Raw genomic sequence first — 16,941 nt, forward strand, 5'->3', positions numbered from 1 at the left:
GCCGGCCGGGACGTCCGGGTCAGAACTCCAGCTCCGGCCGGTGCCGTTCCATCTCGGCGAGCATCAGGGCCACCGCGACGTCGGTGACCGCACTCTCGCCGTCCTGCCCCGACTCCGCTCGGGGTGGGCACGCCAGCGCCGATCGGGCGTGACGCACGAACCGGGGCCAGTCCCCTGCGCCGGTGCGGAGTGCGCGCAGCGGGGACAGCAGGGCCGCGCGGCGCAGCCAGCCGTCGGGATCCCGAATCCAACGGTCCAGGACGCTGTCGGCGCGCACCCTGCCGACGACGTCGAGCCCGGCGATCAGGGGACCAACGACGTCGATGGCCAGCGGATCAACCAAGGCGCCCAGCCGCGCACTCCGCACAAATCCCTCGATCCGGGTCAGGTCCGTATTGGTCAGCACGCCCACTTTTGACTGCAGCAGCACAACGGCGGCGAGGCGGCGTTCAAAGACCGGCACGTCCCACAGCTCGGAGCCCAGGGCGGTGATGTCATCATGGGTCAGTTCTGGATGGCGGCGGAGGGTGTCACGGACGGTTCCGCGGACGGCTCCGACCGATGCACCGTAGTACCGGTGATTGCTGCCGTGCCTGGCCTCAGCGTCCTCGGCTCGGCTCCACGAGGACTCGCGCTGGAGGGCCGCGTCAATAGCATCACACGCATAGCTCATGGGGATATTCTCCCGCAGACCCTGGGCTGTTGATGATCCGGACCGCAAGGGGCGAGCCAACGGGCCCCGCTGCTCAAGACTCCTTGGGCCGGACAACGAGCACAGGGCAGGGCGCGTGATTGATGATCTGTGTTGCCACCGATCCCAGGTGCAGCCCGGGGAATCCGCCGTGACCACGCGCCCCCACGACAACGAGGTCGGCAGCCTTGGCGGCGTCGAGCAATGCAGACGCCGCCGAATCGCCGTGAACGACCTCTCCACTGGCTGCCACGCCCTGGCTTTCAGCAGTCTCCAGGGCAGCAGCCTGCAACGTCTCGGCTGCGCGTCGGGGGGAGTCCTCTGCCACAACTTCGCCGGCGGCCGTTTCCAACAGTGCGGGGTACCAGGCGAGCGGGGGCTTGCTCCAGGCGGTGATGAGGCGAATCCGGCCATTGCGGCGCTTTGCCTCATCCACGGCCCACTTCAGTGCACTGTCCGAATTCTCTGAGCCGTCAAAACCAACCACAATGACAAACGGGCCTGTACTGGTCATGTCTTTTCCATTCTCTAGATTCAGTGGGCGAGGTGGGCGAGTCGGTCGTGGCGGGAGCGAAAGCCGGTGCCAGTGGCCTAGACCTCGACGGCGGGTTTCAGCCCCTTCGCAAAGGCTGCCTGGCCCACGTGCTGGAGGCAATCGGCAAGGGTGCTGACCAGCCGCGCCCCAAGGGTGACGGGCGGGTCCCAGCGGGTATCGACAATGCGGTCGAAGTCCTTGTCGCCGAGGGATTCCAGGAACTGCACGGTCTGCCGGTGAACCGCGTCATAGTATTCCGCCAGGAGCTCCGGGGAGGCTTTCACCGCGTCGACCTGGTCCGAAGTATGGCGGTATCCGGTGTCTTTGGCAGCCAGGGGCAGATCAAAACGATCCGCAAACCCCTCCGCAATCCAGACCTGTTCCAGTCCTGCCGCAGCGGCGAGTTGCGCGTCCTCCACCCGGCTGAGATGCCAGATCAGCCAAGCCATCGAGTTTCCGGTGCCCGCTGGCCGACGGAGGAGGGCCGTACCGTCACTCCCGTCAAGGGTGTCTGCCACGGTTTCACGGAGCCGGCCGAAGGCGTCCAGCAACAGTTCGTTGGATTTCATCGAGTCCCCTCATCGAGTAGCGTCGCTCCGCCCCATGCTTGCACGGAGAACACTCCCCCGGATAGGGCCGAATCGATCCTAAGTCCGGCCTGATCTTCGATCCTGCGTCCCGCCTTCAGCACACGCCTTCAGCACACCGCCTTCAGCACACCGCCGCCGTGCGAACGTATTCAGGAGAGCAGCGCCTGCACCGTCACGTAGCTTGCGACCAGCAGAACCAGGACGCCGAAACTTCGCTTCAGGACTTTGTCCGGGATCCTGGTCCCGAGCCTGCCGGCAAGGAGGGACGTGACCATGGCCGCGCCGGCGAAGGCGGACGTCACGGCCCAGTCGATCTGCAGGTCCCCGAGGTGTGCAGCAAAGCCGGCCACCGAGTTGATCACGATGATCACCAGTGAGGTGCCAACGGTCACAGCCATCGGCAGGCCCAGGACAAGGGTCAGGGCGGGGACGATCAGGAAGCCGCCCCCCACTCCGAGGAGACCGGTCAGGAACCCCACGACGGCACCGGTGGCGATTGCCTTGGGCAGGCAGCTGCGCCAGTTGACGCCTCCGCCGGGCAAGGCGCAGGAACCGCCGGACGCCTTGGACGGAAGCATCATCCGGATCCCGGCGAGGACCATAATGGCGGCGAAGGCGAGCAGCAAAACCTTCGGGTCGAGGAGCCGGTTAACGAAAGCACCAAGATACGCGGTAGCCGTGCCGGCTGCGCCGATGATAAGAGCCAGCCGCCAGTTCACACCGCCCCGCAGCCGGGGCAACACCGCGACGGCGGAGGATGCTCCGACCACAACCAGCGACGTCGGGATTGCCGCACTCAGCGGCAGCCCCACCCCGTAGACGAGGGCGGGGACGGCCAGGATGGACCCGCCGCCGCCAACCAAGCCCAGCAGGCCGCCGACGATCAGTCCGAACGCCGCCGCGGTGATGATCACGCCTTGATGCCCAGGTTCTGCAGCGCCTGGTGTGCGGTGGGCTCATTGACCGAACGGTTCCAGGGCATCTTGGAAAGCATCTGGCCCATGGCGCAGCTGTTGGTCGCAGCCGAGAACGTCAGCCCGGCGCCAATGCCGCCGGCGAGCAGGCCCAGTTTCGGCGAGAGGAACCTGCTGCCCACCACACTGGCCAAGACCAGGGATCCGGCTGTCATCCGGACCTGGCGTTCCATGGCCCAGGTGCTTTTGCCCTTGACTACGTTGCCGCCGGCGGCAGCGAAGGCAGGAACCCCGCCGGCCAGCACGCTGGCGCTGCCCAGGCCAACGGCGTCGAGGTACTTTCGGGCCTGTTCGGCCCGGCTTCCGGACTGGCACACCAGGACCACGCGGGTGCCCATCTTGGTGGCAAACTCTTCAGTATGTTCACTGAGCATGGGCAGCGGAACATGGTAAGAGCCCTTGATATGCAAGGAATCAAACTCGGCGCCGCTGCGAACATCGATCACCATCAGGTCATCGTGGTTGTCCTCCCAGTCCTTCAGGGTGGACGCGTCAATGGTCTGCGGCGCGGGGCGGGCTGAGGCGGTGTTGGGTGCGATAGTCATAATCTCTTTCGGTCTGGCTTGGGCGGTTCCGGCGGTTGGGCGCGGAAGCGGAGGGTGGCCTGGCAGCTCAAAACTGGGAACGATGCCCCGGCACACCCGTAAGGGGTCAGCCTGTGGGGAGTCCGGCCGCGGTCCAGTCCAGCATCCCGCCGGTCATTGTGAAGGAAGTAAAGCCGGCCGCTGCCAACTGCTCGGCGGCGGCTTCGCTACGCCGGCCACTGCGGCAGACGGCAACCACACGGCGGGATTTGTCCAACTCCCCCAGCCGGGCCGGCAATTCACCCAGTGGGATGTGCTTGGCTCCGGCGATCATGCCGGATGCAACTTCATCGGCCTCGCGAACATCCACAATCTGGATGTCGCTGTCCTTCTGGAGGTGGTCGCTAAGCTGCTGGGAGGTCATGTCCATGGGGTTGCACCTTTCGGGATGCTGGTACGGCTACGTGGCGAATCCGGCCCTATACAACATACCCCTCGGGGTATGTGGTTTCAAATTTCAGGCCCGGGTCCGGGCCGATCCCCTCGGCATCGACGTCCCGGGAGGCGCCGGCACCTCAGGCCAGGCGCAGGAACAATCCTCGTATTTCCTCAAGTGTGAGTTGCTGGCCCGCCGCGCCGTCGGGAGTTGTTGCCTCAGGTTCAGGCGGCGCCCCGGCGAGGCACTCGCCCATCGCTGCCGAAATGAGCTCGAAACCCGCCTTGTCCAAGGCGCCGCGGACAGCCGAGAGCTGGGTGACTACACTCCCGCAATCGGGCCCGGACTCGACGGCGGCAATCAGGGCTGCGAGCTGCCCGTGGGCCCTTTTGAGCCGGTTGACAGTCCGGCGCCGGCCGGCATTATTGCCCGGGGTTGGCGCCGGAACGCTGGCTACCGAGGACATGCTCAATCACTTCCGCGGCGATATAACACAGGGCCATATGAAACGGGGTGACCATTGCGGTACCACTCAGTAATGCCGCCCAGGACGTTTACCGCGTCGTAGCCCTGCTCCACCAGGTGCGCTGTGGCCCGCGCACTGCGCCCGCCGGAGGCGCACATAACGTAGACCGCACGCCCGATCGGAATGTCGCCCAGGGAGTGGCTCAGCCGCGACAGCGGCAGGTTCCTGGTGCCCGGAACATTGGCCTCGTTATACTCCTCAGCCTCCCGGACATCGATAATGGGGACCTCGGGTGCGAGCGCTGCCAGATCATCAACAGAAATGCTTTTCATACCGCTTTCCTTCCGGCCTCCCGGGGCTCCGGGCACGGGCCTAATTCTTCCATTGTGATACCCCCGGGGGTATATAGGCAAGCGCCGCCTCCCGAGCGGACAATGTCCGGAACCCAACAAAGGAGCGGTTGCGGTTATACCCCCGGGGGTATACAGTTGAGGCATGGCAACCCTCGACATCTCCGAAAAGACCTTCAACGACACCATTTCCGGCAATGACATTGTGCTGGTGGACTTCTGGGCATCATGGTGCGGCCCGTGCCGGATGTTTGCACCCACCTTCAGCAAGGCTTCGGAGGTGCACGCCGACGTCGTGTTCGCCAAAGTCGACACCGAAGCCGAACAAGGCCTCTCCGCGGCCGCCAACATCACCTCCATCCCCACCCTGATGGTGTTCCGCGAGGGCATCCTGGTCTTCTCCCAGCCCGGCGCCATGAACGCCGCCGGCCTTGAGGAGCTCATCACCGCCGTGAAGGGGCTCGACATGGAGGACGTCCGCAGCAAGATGTCCACCGCAGCCGCGTCCTGACCACTCACTAGCGCCCTCAAGACAGGGCTCCCAGCCGAATCAGCTTCACCACCACAACCAAGGAGAAAACCAATGTGTAGTCCCGTCCGTTGCAACAGCTGTGGCAAGATCACCTGGGCCGGTTGCGGCGAGCATGTCGATTCCGTTATGGCCGACGTCGCCGCAGAACAGCGCTGCACCTGCAAGTAATCCGACGGCGGGCCGGGAAGCTTCTTCACCAACTGGTGGAAGGCTTTCCGGCCCGTCTTCGCAGCGCTCCGGGGACCGCCCTGGGCTAGCATAAGCAGACGGCGTAGCTTCGCTCCACTTCGCACCCGACGCCCTCTTGACCGCCTGCCCGAGGGGATCCACCGCCATGTCAGACACCGCCGCAACCCGCTCCGCTGAAGGTTCCGGCGGCTCCCCGGGCGGCTCCGGCAAACCTGTCCGGTGGGGAATCCTGGGCACCGGATTCATCGCGGGGCTGCAGACCTCGGATCTGGTCGGGCACGGTTTCAGCGTGCAGGCGGTGGGATCCCGCGAGCCGGCGAGAGCCAGGGAGTTTGCCGCTGGATTTCAGCTGCAGTCTTCCCATGGCAGCTATGCAGCCCTGGTAAACGACCCCGACGTCGATGTTGTGTACATTGCTTCGCCGCACCCCTTTCACTACGAGCACGCGTTGCTGGCCCTCAACGCCGGAAAGCACGTGCTGGTCGAAAAGCCGTTTGCCATGAATGCGTGGCAGGCCCGGGCCGTGGTGGACCTGGCCGAGTCGAGCGGACTGGTTGCCCTTGAGGCCATGTGGACGCGCTATCTGCCGCACATGGTCCGTATTCGTGAGTTGATCCGTTCAGGGGCCCTCGGCGACGTCCGGACGCTGATTGCGGACCACAACCAGAACCTGCCCAAGAACCCGGAGCACCGGCTCAACGATCCCGCCCTCGGCGGTGGCGCCCTCCTTGACCTGGGTATTTACCCGGTGTCCTTCGCCTTCGATGTGTTCGGGAACCCCACCAGGATCCAGGGAGCCGCCAGCATGACAGCTACCGGCGTCGACCGCCAGAGCTCGATGATCTTCGACTATCCGGATGGACAGCAGGCCGTCCTGCAGTGCGCGCTGGACACCGCGGGGCCCAACCGGGCCGCCGTCATCGGCACCGAAGGCCGCATCGAAATCGATCCGGTCTGGTACACCCCCACCGGCTTCACCCGGTACGACGACGGCGGCACCGTCGTCGAGCGGTTCGACGAACCGGTCACCGGCCGCGGCATGCAGTACCAGGCGTGGGAAATCGAGCGGCTCATTGCCGCCGGCGCAACGGCAAACGATATCCTTTCGCCCCGCGAGAGTGTGCAGGTCATGCTGGCCCTGGACGCGGTCCGGAGCCAGATCGGGCTTTCTTACGCCAGCGACGAGCGGTAGCGGCCGCCAGTGCCACCGGCTAAGGACGCGAAGCCCGTGCCGTGGCATGCGTTGGACTCGGCAGCCGTCTTTGCCAGGCTGACGTCCGGGCCCTCCGGACTCACCGCAGCGGAGGCGTCCCGTCGACTGGGCGATGCCGGGTCCAACGAACTGACCGTCGCAGCAGCCACGCCCTGGTGGCGGGTGCTGGTGCGGCAGTTCGTCAGCCCGTTGATTGGGATCCTGTTGACCGCCGCCGTGGTCACCCTCATTCAGCAGCACTGGGTGGATTCCGGCGCGATTTTCCTCATCCTGTGTATCAATGCCGCCCTCGGGTATGTCCAGGAGCGCAAGGCTGAGGCTGACGTCCGGGCGTTGCAATCGCTCTCCACGCCCTCATGCAGGGCCTTGCGGGACGGCACCGAACAGGTGGTTGCCGGGCCTGAGATTGTGCCCGGCGATGTGGTGCTGCTCGAAAGCGGTGAACGTGTCCCGGCCGATCTCCGGCTCTTCGAAACCACCGGCCTGCAGCTGGACGAGTCTATGCTCACCGGCGAGCCCTTCGCCGCCACCAAACGCACCGAACAGCTGCCGGCCGATGTTTCCGACGCGGATCGGGCAAATATTGCCTACAGCGGCACGTTCGTGGGCAGTGGGAGGGGCAAGGGAATTGTTGTTGCGACCGGGGCCGGAACTGCGCTGGGTGAAATCAATGCCCTCGTCCAGGGCCCACCGGGCAAATCACCGCTGCAGCTGCTCACCCGGAACCTGGAACGACGAATTGGCCTGATCATCCTTGCGGCACTTGTCTTCATCTTCATCGCCGGGCTGGTGCTGGGAAACGACGTCTCCACCATGTTCCGGATATCCGTGGGACTGGCGGTAGCCACCATCCCGGAGTCCCTTCCCATCGTGCTCACCGTGGCCCTCAGCCTCGGCGTGTCAAGGATGGCGAAGCGCAATGCCATCATCCGCACCCTGCCCGCCGTCGAGACCCTGGGCTCCACCACAGTCATCGGATCAGACAAAACAGGGACCCTGACCGAGAACCGGTTGACGGTGGAAAGGCTTTGGACCACTGCGGGCCCCCTGGAGATTTCGGCCGGAGACCACGACGGCGGCGCGGACACGGCCCTTGTCCGGGCTGTTCTGCGTGCCGGTGCCTTGACCAACGAGGCAACGCTCTCCTCCGAGGACGAGGACTTGGAGTACTCCGGCGACGCCGTTGATGCTGCCATGGCGAAAACCGCCGTGGCCCGGGGCGCCATCAGTGAACAGGACCGTACCGCCCAGGCCCTGCGCCACCAGCCCTATGAACCGCATCTGCGGTACTCGCAGACAATCCACGCCGACGCCCAAGGCGGGCGGACGCTGTACGTCAAAGGGTCCCCGGAAGCGGTCATGGACGCAGCCGGCACAATGGCCGGCCGGGCCGGCGAGGACCCGCTGGACAAGGCATTGATCCATGCGGCCAATGCGGAGATGGGCCGGGATGGCCTGCGCGTTATCGCCACCGGGTCCCGCAGCCTGGCCGCCGGCGAGGAAATCCCTGCCGTATTGCCGCCCCCGTCCGGGCTTATGTTCCTTGGCATGGAAGGAATGACCGACCCGCCCCGGGCCGGAGTGGCTGACGCGATCGCACGGTGCCGGCTGGCCGGAATCAAAGTCATGATGATCACCGGCGACCACCCGGTCACCGCGACGGCCATCGCCGGGCGGCTCGGGCTCTCGACGGACAAACCTGCCCTGACCGGTTCCGAAATGGCGGAGCTGGACGATCACATGCTCGCCGCCCGCCTGCAACAGACTTCCGTCGCGGCCCGGGTCTCCCCGGTGGAGAAACTCAGGATCGTCCACGCCCTCCAGAACGCCGGCAACGTGGTGGCCGTCACCGGCGACGGCGTCAATGACGCCCCGGCGCTCCGGGCCGCAACGATTGGCGTCGCGATGGGCCAATCCGGCACGGACGTGGCCCGGGAAGCAGCCGACGTCGTTTTGACCGATGACAACTTCGTCACCATTGTGCACGCGGTAGAAGAAGGCCGGGTCACTTTCGCCGCCATCCGCAAAACCACGTATTTCCTGCTCTCCACCGGGGCCGCAGCGTTGGTAGCTGTGACGTTGAGCGTCTTCGCCGGCACTCCCCTGCTGTTCCTTCCCGTGCAGATGCTGTGGATGAACGTGGTGACCAACGGGGTCCAGGACATTGCCCTGGCGTTCGAACCGGCGGAAGGTGATGAACTCAGCCGCCCTCCGCGGCCCCCCTCCGACGGAATCCTTTCACGCACCCTCTGGTTCCGGGCCGGAATCACCGGTGCCTGGATGGCGCTGGCAGTGCTTTTGAGCTTCATCGTGGAGCTGCATGCGGGTTACCCCGAAATCCATGCCAGGACCCTGGCGCTGACAGTGTTCGTGATGCTCAGTTTCTTCCAGGTCTTCAGTTCCCGGGCCGAGAACAAGTCGCTTTTCCAGCTCAGGCTGCTGGCCAACAAGCCGCTCCTTTTTACTTCCGTGGCCGCACTCGGCCTGCACTGGGCCGTCATGAGCTGGCCGCTCACCGCCGGACTGCTCGAGCTCACTGCGTTGAGCGCCGGGGAATGGCTCCTTTGCGCGGCCATCGGATCGACAGTGCTGATCATTGTCGAAGCAGAAAAGGCGGTCCGGCGCTGGGCCCACCGCCACGATGCCCCGGCCACGTAACGTCCGCCGGGTATCCTGCGGCACGATGCCGGCCGTCATCAGCGCAACGGGTCTCCGCCGGACACGGCCGTCCTGACGTGCTCATACTTGTCCACCAGCATGCGTTTTTCCGCGCTTGTATAGCTGTGCAACTCCATACTTTCGCGCACCTCGCCCAGCCCGCTGTGCAGTGCCTCCAGCGCAGCCCCTCGCCGGTCACACCAGGCGACCTCTTCGAACAGTGCCAGGAGCCTGCTTCCAACCGCAGCGTCCTGAAGGCCGTAGTGGCGGATTTGCGATACGGCAATGGACAAAAATTCGTAAAACCGGGGCCGGGCCAGGATGACCCGGACCGTGCCGTCAGAGTCTCTAATCCGCTCGTCACTAAGGTCGCGCCCCACCAGTTCGCACAACAGGCTGGACAAGTGTCCGATGACGTGGACCGCCGTCGTCGGATCGTTGGTCCCGGGAGACAATGCCCGGGCCGCGACATCGGCCAGCTGGCGGAAACCAAAGGCGGGATCCTGGTCGTCGGTGCGTTCAAAGCCGATCGTCACCTCGGCACCGATCTTCGCCGTGAGCTCCTCCAACTCCGCGGACGAAAACGGCCTACCGGCCGAAGCCCAGACCGTGGCGAACGGAACGCCGGCAATAAGGGAAGCCCCGGGCCGCTGATCGAGCCGGATGACTGCCCCGGACTTCCGGGCGGCCGCAGCCAGGCCTGCAGCGTCGACGGCGGACAGAAAACCCGAGGACGAGGACATAATCCGTTGACCCCGCGGGTTTTCCGCTACGCCAACGGCGGTGGCCGCGCCGACGCTGGGCGGTGCGTCCGTGGCTCCCGGTGCCTGGTACTGCGGAATGACGCGCCGAATGGTGGCCGAGGTTGCCGTGTGGACATTGCGCATCATCGACTCGACGCGGATCTCACGGGTCAGATGCGCGAGGAACAGCACTAGACCCACAACGCTCGCGATGGCCAGCAGAAAAGCCACCGTGACGGCGATATCCGGGACGAATTCGCTCCCGGTGGAGGTGCTGCTGCGGACAGTCCGCAGCACCGTCAGCGAATACGAGAACGTTCCCAGGAACAACGCCAGGGTCCCGTGCACAAAACTGTCACTGGTGAACGTGCGCAGCAGCCGGGGCGAAAACTGGCTGCTAGCCAACTGCAGCGTCACGACCGTGAGGGAAAAGGTCAAGGAGGTGACCGTGATGAGGGAGCCCGAAATCGACTGCAGGACTGCCCGGGCGGCTTCCGGCCCACCGCTGAAGAGGTACCTCTGCAGCACTTCGGGCAGCTGCTGATCCACCAGGTCATCGAGTATCGGCAGTCCGACGCCCAGCGTGACGGCCAGCGCTACCGCCACGACCGGCAGGGGCCAGAGCCGGGAACGAAAGGCTGCGCGGATCGTGTAGATCCGCGCTCGAACGCTTGAAACGGCAGCTCTGCGGGGCCGTTTCTCCGTGGTGTCCATCATGATGCGAGTCTAATGGCCGTCCGCGCGCCTAGGATAAAAGCCCAAGGACAGCACAATATGCGATCAAGCCGAGCTGTGGCCGTCGCCGGAGGGAATGCCGTGGTTGCGACGCTGACGCTGGTTTTTGCGGTTCTCCTGCTCCTGGCGGTTCTCATCTCGGAACGGGCCAGCCGGACGATTCTTTCCACGGCGGTGTTGTTTCTTTTGGGCGGGTTCGCTTTGGGCGAGGGCATGCTCGGGGTCCTTCCGGTAGCGCCCGGGGATCCGGTCGTCGGGGCCCTTGCCCAGCTTGCCCTGTTTTCTGTGTTGTTTACCGACGGCATGAAGGTGGGGCTCTCGGACCTGCGGTCTGCGTGGCGTCTGCCGGGCCGGGCGCTGCTTCTGGGGCTTCCACTGACGCTCCTCATTACGGCCCTGCTGGCCCATTTTGTGGCCGGGATCCCCTGGCTGGAAAGTTTCCTGCTGGGCGCGGTGCTGGCACCGACCGATCCGGTGTTTGCGGCCGCCATTGTGGGCCGCGCCGAAGTCCCTGGCCGCTTGCGCCACCTGCTCAATGTCGAGTCGGGCCTCAATGACGGCCTGGCCCTGCCGATCGTTCTGGTGCTCGTTGCGCTCGGCGGCGGCGGGGACCTTGAGCTGGGACTCCTGGCCGAGGAGATCGTCCTGGGACTGGTGGTCGGCGTCCTGGTGCCCCTGATTGTCATCCGGCTGGAACGGCTGCCCTTCCTCAAGGCGACAAAGGGTCTTCAGCCGCTGGTAGCGGTATCGATCGGACTGCTCGTACTCGCCATCTGCCTGGTGTCCGGGGCCAACCTCTTCCTGGCCGCCTTCTCCGCCGGTATCACCGTGGCAACCGCAGGACCTGGCTTCCGTGCAGAATTTGAGCAGTTCGGCGAGCTCGTCTCAGAGCTGCTGAAACTCGCCGCCATCCTGGTCTTCGGTGCGCTGATCACCCCAACATTCCTGTTCGGCGAAATTGCCTGGACCGGGTGGATCTTCGCGGTCCTGGCAATTGTCGTGGCGCGTCCTCTTGCCCTGCTGGTCTCGTTCCTGGGCACCGGGCTGCCGGCCAAGGAACAGCTCTCGGCAATGTGGTTTGGCCCGAAGGGCTTCGCCTCGGTGGTGTACGGGTTGCTGGTCCTCGAAGCCGGCGGGGAATACGCCGATGAGGTATTCCATCTGGTGGCGCTCGTCATTGTCCTGTCCATCCTGGCGCATTCCTCGACTGACGTCCTGGTCGCCAAGCAATTCGAACGGGTCACGCCGAACGCTCCCCCCACGCCAGGGTAGGTTCCCGGAAGATCAGGTTCCCCGGTGCAGCGGGACCACCAGCACCGGGACTCGGGAAAACTCAAGAAGCCGAAGGGTGTGGCTGCCGATATAGGGGGCTGCGCTTCCGGGACGGTCCACCAGGGCGACGACGATCAAGGCTGCGCCGATCTCCCGGGCCTCGGCCAGGATTTCCGCTGCTACCTTGCCGGAGCGCTGCTTGAAGGCCACCGCCACGTCTGCCGCAGCGGCCAGTGCGGCCACGTGGCTGAGCGCCGCTTCGGCTGCCAGGTCAGCGTGTTTGGCCAGGGCCGCCGGATCAATGCTCCCGGGGTGCCGGTCCAGCGCCCCAGGTTCCCGGACGGTGACCACGCTCAGGCCTGCGCCGAGCCGGCGCGCGTAGTCGACGGCGACTTCGGCCGCCCGGAAGGCAGCACGGGAATCATTCACTGCCACCAGGATCACATTGCTCATGGTTCCTCCTCCGTGGCCGAAGCCTGCGGTGCCCTGCCGCTGTTCCTTGAGGCCCGGTCAGCGGCCCAGCGCAGGCGGAGGCTTTCTTCCAGCTCCTGTGCGTCAAGCTGCCGCCGGATTTCCAGCAGCTCATTTTCCAGTCGGGGAATCCAGCGGTTCTCCACCGCCCGCTGCCGGGTCCGGGTACCGGCAAGTTCAGCGGCTAGAAGCAGTTCCGCCCGTTGGACCGCGGCGTAGCGCACGCCCGCTTCAAGGGCGCTGCGATGAACGGCGGCGGTGTAGGACAGTGCCGAGCTGCCGCCGGACCGGGCCGCCGCCGGGAGCGAACACTGGGGGTCTTCCGGATACATCACACCCATCGCACTGCCCCACCGCATCCGGACTTCGGCGGGATCCGACGGGACTGCAGCCTCGAGTTGACGGGTTCCGTCCAGGGCGGCGGCGCGGCGCAGCCAGGCCGCGGCTTCCGTTGCCAGCTGTTCCCATTCCCCGCGGGCCAGCTCCGCGCGGAGCTGGAGCCGTTCCAGCTCGTCGGAGAGGATGTGCTGCTTGCGGTCCAGCAGGCGCGCGCCGTGCCGGGCAGTCACCAACCGGCGCTCGATCCGGACCTTGCCGGCCCTCCCCATCCCGCTCACGGCTGTTCGTCTCCGCGGGGCAGGTAGCGGTCCAGGAACGTCGTCGAGACCATGGTCAGCTCTTGTTCCGGCAGCGCGGCGAGCGCCGTCCACGCCCGGCCGAGGGTGTCGTCCAGGGAGCGGATTTCGTCCCGCCCCTGGTTGAAGAGTCCCTCTTCCACGAGCGTGCGGTACTTGATGTAGCTTCGGTCGGTTTCACTCAGGGCCGCGGCGCCTACCAGCTCAGCCAGTTCGGTGGCCTGCCGGGCCCGGGCCATGGCTGCGAGCACCTGGGCCGCAACGTCGAGATGGTCCTCGCGCGTCCGGTCCTTGCCCGCCCCGCTGCGCATCAGACGCGACAAGGAGGACAGGACATCGACCGGCGGGTAGATGCCGCGCGCAGCGATATCGGCGGCAAGGACAATTTGTCCTTCCGTGATATAGCCCGTCAGGTCCGGCACGGGGTGGGTAATGTCCCCGGCCGGCATGGTCAGTACCGGCACGATCGTCACCGAACCGTCGTGGCCCTTGACCCGGCCGCAACGCTCATACAGGGTGGCGAGATCGCTGTAGAGGTAGCCGGGGTAGCCCCGGCGTGCCGGGATCTCCCGCCGGGCCGCAGACACTTCACGGACCGCTTCGGCGTAACTGGTCATGTCTGACATGATCACCAGGACGTCGTGGCCCTCGGTGTAGGCGAGATGTTCGGCAACGGTCAACGCGATCCGCGGAGTGAGGATGCGTTCGATCACCGGATCGTCAGCGGCGTTGAGCAAGAGCACCAGCTCTCCCCCGGCCGAACGTTCTTCAAGGCGGTCCCGGACATAGGCGATGTCCGCATGGGTCAACCCCATGGCGGCGAACACCACCCGGAACGACTTCCCGCCGGAGGTCGCCTGCGCCGCGATCTGGGTCGCCAGCGTTAGGTGTGGCAGGCCCGGGACGGAGAAGATGGGGAGTTTCTGGCCCCTGACCAGCGTCGTGAGGCCATCGATGACCGATATGCCCGTCAACACCGGTTCCTGCGGGGGTTCACGATAGACCGGGTTCAGCGGCCACCCGCTGACCGGAAGGGTTGCGGTGCCCGTCACCGGCGGGCCGCCGTCGAGCGGCTCTCCGCGTCCGTTGCAGACCCGTCCGAGCCAGTCCGTTCCCACCTGGATATGCAGCGGACGGCCCTCAAAGCGGATCCGGATGCCGTCCAGTGCCATTCCGTCGGTGCTTTCGAGAACCTGCAAGGTGGCGAGGTCCTGATCCACTTCAAGGACCAGGCCATGCCGGCGCTCGCCGCCTTCCATGTCGACGGTAGCAAATTCGTCCCAGCCCACACCCTCGATCCCGCCCGCAACGAGCAGCGGCCCGCGGAGCTCCCGCACGTCCCCGTGGGAGATCCGGGCGGCGAAAGATAGCGGTAGCGGTACAGGTTCAGCACCTTCGGCCGTCCGGCGGTTGGCCATCGGACCGTCCTGGTCAGTCACTGCAGGGCCTCCAGTGCTTGTAGTACCTCGACGCTGCGGGCTTTGACAGCCGCCGCGTCCGAGGGCCCTGTTTCTTCACGCGCCCGCAGGACCGGACCCAGATCGGCCTCCTCAATGGTGGTGGCTGCGACGCCTTTTTCCACCAGTGCCTGGCAGGCGTCGACGACGTCGAGCACAAGGTCCAGCAAAGCGGCACCTTTTTCTGCCGAACAAAAGCCGTCGTTGGCGCTCAGCGCGTTCTGCATCAGGACGCCGTCGCGCAGCAGGCGGCCACCGAGCAGCACCATCCGTTCATGGCCAGGCAACGATGAGGCGCCGATGATTTCCGCGAGCTCGGCCAGTCGGTCCGCCTCGGCCAGCAGCGCTGCAGCCCGGGCCCGGCGGGCGGCCCATCCCGGGTTCCCGTTGGCAGCATGCCAGCGGCCGAGGGCTTCCGCGTCGCGGGCAAAAGAGCCGGTCCAGCTGACGGCTGGATAGTGCCGGGAATAGGCCAGATCACGGTCCAGCATCCACAGCGACCGGACGAACCGCTGCGAGTCCGTGGTCACCGGTTCCGTCATGTCGCCGCCCGGCGGCGAAACAGCGCCGATCACCGTCACGGATGCCGTGTTCCCGCCGAGTGTCGTCACCCGGCCGGCGCGCTCGTAGAAGGACGCTAATTCAGATGCGAGATTGGCCGGGTAACCCTCCTCGGCAGGAAGGTCACCGTTGCGGTTCGCGAATTCACGCAGCGCCTCTGCCCACCGGGAGGTCGAATCCGCGATCACTACAACGTCGTAGCCCATGTCGCGGTAATACTCCGCCACGGTGATCCCGGTGAAGATACTGGCCTCCCGCGCCATCATGGGCATATTGGAGGTGTTTGCAATGATGACTGTCCTGTCGATCAGTTTCCCCCCGGTACGCCCGTCCTCAAGCTGCGAGAGCCCGTCGAGGACGTCTGCCATTTCGTTGCCGCGCTCCCCACAGCCCACGTAGACGATGACGTCGGCATCGCTCCATTTCGCGATCTGCTGCAACATCATGGTCTTGCCCGTGCCGAAACCCCCGGGAACGGCCGCAGCGGCTCCGCGTGCCACCGGAAACATCAGGTCGAGGACCCGTTGGCCGGTATGCAGCGGCACCGCAGCCGTGAGCCGGGACCGGAATGGCCGCGGCCGGCGCACCGCGCAGCGCTCGGACAGGGTTACCTCGCGTCCGGAAATCACTGCCACTTTATCCAGCACGTGGACCTGGCTTTCCGGTGCCAGCCAGGTGAGCTCCCCGGAGACTCCGGCCGGCACCAGCACACGGTGCACCACCGACCCGGACTCCGGCACGGTACCGAGGACATCGCCGGCAGAGACTTCCGACCCGGCAGCCGCCTCCGGCCGGAAGGTCCACTGGCGGGCCAGGACGGTGGGGTCTTCAGCGGATCCGGAGCGCTCGGGCGTGAGCCACATCGGCGCGGAGGACAGCGGGCGCATCAGCCCGTCAAACACCTGGCCGAGCAGGCCCGGACCCATCAGCCCCGAGAGCTCCCCGCCGGTGGGGACAGCGGCGTCGCCGGCTTTGAGTCCGCCAGTGTATTCGTAGGCCTGCAGCGTTGCCCGGCTCCCGGCTATCGCCACCGTCTCGGCGCTGATGCGCCGGGGCCCGACGGCGATCAGCTCAAGCATGGACAGGCCTTCGGCCCCCTCGATCTCCACCAGCGGACCGCTGACACGCTTCACCGTGCCCTCCGCCCGGGCTGCTACCTGGTCCACAACTCACTCACCTCAGGCATGGCGTCGAGGGTCATCTCGGCGAGCAGGGGAAGGGAAAGGTCCAGTCGGCGCGAGCCCGCTTCGGCAACGACGCCCCCGTCGGGGCTGGTGGAGACGACGACGTCCGGGCCCAGCAGCTCCCTGCACCGGGCCGTCAGTCGATCCATCAGCCCGGTGTACCGGGGGTCGGACGTGAGGCCGCGGACTGCCTCACGCAGCCCGCGGTGGAGTTCCAGACGCAGGGAATTGCGCTGGGCGAGGACCAGTTCATGAGCCTGGCGGCGTACCCTCGCCGAACGCAGGACGGCTTCGGAACGGGCTGACTCCCCGCCCTCCTTGGCCGCCGCGCCGAGAATTTCCGCGGCTTCGGCCCGTGCGTTGGCCAGCAGCTCGTTTGCTTGCCTGCCGGCACTGTCCCGGAGCTCGGCTGCCTGCTTTTCGGCCGCCGCCCGGAGTGCGCGGCGCACCGGTTCCAACGCCTTCTGTGATTCCGTTGCGAGCCCGGTCATGAGGGCAGCACCACTGTCATGGGCGAATGGGGATCGGCCAGTAGAAGCTGCAGCGCCTGCGCTGAACGGGGCGTGAGGAAAACGATTGCCGTGTTCCCGGGCAGCTCCGTCCACGCACGACGGATCTCCTGAGCAGAGGCTGCGGAGAAAACGCTCACGCCCGCGAGCCGGAATCCGTCCAGCAGCGTCGGCTCGCCGATCGCGGCAATAATGTCGGTCAAGGTTCCAGCTCCC

The 16,941-nt window shown here is 66.0% G+C and carries 19 protein-coding genes; 4 read left to right on the plus strand and 15 right to left on the minus strand.

Features of this window, described 5'->3' with window-relative positions:
* Positions 1-19: 19 nt before the first annotated feature.
* The 8 genes from QK287_RS12085 to QK287_RS12120 form a co-directional block, all read right to left on the minus strand.
* On the minus strand, positions 20-673 hold the full coding sequence (locus tag QK287_RS12085; RefSeq protein WP_282360216.1) for a DNA alkylation repair protein: 654 nt from the start codon (positions 671-673) through the stop codon (positions 20-22).
* A gap of 73 nt (positions 674-746) precedes the next feature.
* On the minus strand, positions 747-1,205 hold the full coding sequence (locus tag QK287_RS12090; protein WP_282360218.1) for a universal stress protein: 459 nt from the start codon (positions 1,203-1,205) through the stop codon (positions 747-749).
* A 77-nt stretch (positions 1,206-1,282) separates the two neighbouring features.
* A complete protein-coding gene (locus QK287_RS12095) occupies positions 1,283-1,795 on the minus strand; it encodes a DinB family protein (protein ID WP_282360219.1) in 513 nt (170 codons plus the stop codon).
* A 170-nt stretch (positions 1,796-1,965) separates the two neighbouring features.
* Positions 1,966-2,730, minus strand: a complete 765-nt coding sequence (locus QK287_RS12100) for a sulfite exporter TauE/SafE family protein (RefSeq protein ID WP_226774511.1) — start codon at positions 2,728-2,730, stop codon at positions 1,966-1,968.
* Positions 2,727-3,335, minus strand: coding sequence for a rhodanese-like domain-containing protein (locus QK287_RS12105; protein ID WP_226774512.1), 609 nt, complete (start codon positions 3,333-3,335; stop codon positions 2,727-2,729). Before QK287_RS12105 ends, QK287_RS12100 begins: the two co-directional genes overlap by 4 nt.
* A 106-nt stretch (positions 3,336-3,441) precedes the next feature.
* Positions 3,442-3,744 carry a rhodanese-like domain-containing protein gene (locus tag QK287_RS12110; RefSeq protein WP_226774513.1) on the minus strand — a complete coding sequence of 101 codons (303 nt, stop codon included), beginning with the start codon at positions 3,742-3,744 and terminating at the stop codon, positions 3,442-3,444.
* A gap of 145 nt (positions 3,745-3,889) precedes the next feature.
* Positions 3,890-4,216, minus strand: coding sequence for a metal-sensitive transcriptional regulator (locus QK287_RS12115; protein WP_226774514.1), 327 nt, complete (start codon positions 4,214-4,216; stop codon positions 3,890-3,892).
* Positions 4,217-4,218: 2 nt separating this feature from the next.
* Complete coding sequence (locus QK287_RS12120) at positions 4,219-4,548, minus strand: rhodanese-like domain-containing protein (RefSeq protein ID WP_282360220.1); 330 nt, start codon at positions 4,546-4,548, stop codon at positions 4,219-4,221.
* 163 nt (positions 4,549-4,711) lie between these two features.
* Here QK287_RS12120 and trxA point away from each other — a divergent pair, with 163 nt between their 5' ends.
* From trxA to QK287_RS12135, 3 genes are all read left to right on the plus strand, one after another.
* Complete coding sequence (gene trxA, locus QK287_RS12125) at positions 4,712-5,077, plus strand: thioredoxin (RefSeq protein ID WP_226774516.1); 366 nt, start codon at positions 4,712-4,714, stop codon at positions 5,075-5,077.
* Positions 5,078-5,432: 355 nt separating this feature from the next.
* Positions 5,433-6,479: a Gfo/Idh/MocA family oxidoreductase gene (locus QK287_RS12130; protein ID WP_226774517.1), complete on the plus strand. Its 1,047-nt coding sequence runs from the start codon at positions 5,433-5,435 to the stop codon at positions 6,477-6,479.
* 36 nt (positions 6,480-6,515) lie between these two features.
* Positions 6,516-9,158, plus strand: a complete 2,643-nt coding sequence (locus QK287_RS12135) for an HAD-IC family P-type ATPase (RefSeq protein WP_282360221.1) — start codon at positions 6,516-6,518, stop codon at positions 9,156-9,158.
* A gap of 38 nt (positions 9,159-9,196) precedes the next feature.
* On the opposite strand, the gene QK287_RS12140 is transcribed toward QK287_RS12135, so the two are convergent.
* Positions 9,197-10,618 (minus strand): DUF2254 domain-containing protein, encoded by a 1,422-nt coding sequence (locus QK287_RS12140; RefSeq protein ID WP_282360223.1) that lies wholly within the window; start codon positions 10,616-10,618, stop codon positions 9,197-9,199.
* A gap of 57 nt (positions 10,619-10,675) precedes the next feature.
* On the opposite strand from QK287_RS12140, the gene QK287_RS12145 reads away from it, so the two are divergent.
* On the plus strand, positions 10,676-11,908 hold the full coding sequence (locus QK287_RS12145) for a cation:proton antiporter (RefSeq protein ID WP_282360224.1): 1,233 nt from the start codon (positions 10,676-10,678) through the stop codon (positions 11,906-11,908).
* Between the two features lie 12 nt (positions 11,909-11,920).
* On the opposite strand, the gene QK287_RS12150 is transcribed toward QK287_RS12145, so the two are convergent.
* Genes QK287_RS12150 through QK287_RS12175 form a run of 6 tightly spaced genes read right to left on the minus strand, consistent with a single transcriptional unit; the run spans position 11,921 to position 16,928 of the window.
* Complete coding sequence (locus QK287_RS12150; protein ID WP_226774521.1) at positions 11,921-12,361, minus strand: universal stress protein; 441 nt, start codon at positions 12,359-12,361, stop codon at positions 11,921-11,923.
* Complete coding sequence (locus QK287_RS12155; RefSeq protein WP_282360303.1) at positions 12,358-12,987, minus strand: V-type ATP synthase subunit D; 630 nt, start codon at positions 12,985-12,987, stop codon at positions 12,358-12,360. The genes QK287_RS12150 and QK287_RS12155 overlap by 4 nt, the downstream gene beginning before the upstream one ends.
* A 5-nt stretch (positions 12,988-12,992) precedes the next feature.
* Positions 12,993-14,453, minus strand: a complete 1,461-nt coding sequence (locus QK287_RS12160) for a V-type ATP synthase subunit B (protein WP_282360226.1) — start codon at positions 14,451-14,453, stop codon at positions 12,993-12,995.
* The gene (locus QK287_RS12165; RefSeq protein ID WP_282360228.1) at positions 14,450-16,198 is read right to left on the minus strand and encodes a V-type ATP synthase subunit A; all 1,749 of its coding nucleotides are present in this window, start codon (positions 16,196-16,198) and stop codon (positions 14,450-14,452) included. The genes QK287_RS12160 and QK287_RS12165 overlap by 4 nt, the downstream gene beginning before the upstream one ends.
* Positions 16,186-16,707 (minus strand): hypothetical protein, encoded by a 522-nt coding sequence (locus QK287_RS12170; RefSeq protein WP_253032621.1) that lies wholly within the window; start codon positions 16,705-16,707, stop codon positions 16,186-16,188. The genes QK287_RS12165 and QK287_RS12170 overlap by 13 nt, the downstream gene beginning before the upstream one ends.
* Positions 16,704-16,928: a V-type ATP synthase subunit F gene (locus tag QK287_RS12175; protein WP_282360229.1), complete on the minus strand. Its 225-nt coding sequence runs from the start codon at positions 16,926-16,928 to the stop codon at positions 16,704-16,706. Before QK287_RS12175 ends, QK287_RS12170 begins: the two co-directional genes overlap by 4 nt.
* Positions 16,929-16,941: the final 13 nt, after the last annotated feature.

The organism is Arthrobacter sp. AL05 (genome assembly GCF_029960715.1).
Classification (GTDB): Bacteria; Actinomycetota; Actinomycetes; order Actinomycetales; family Micrococcaceae; genus Arthrobacter.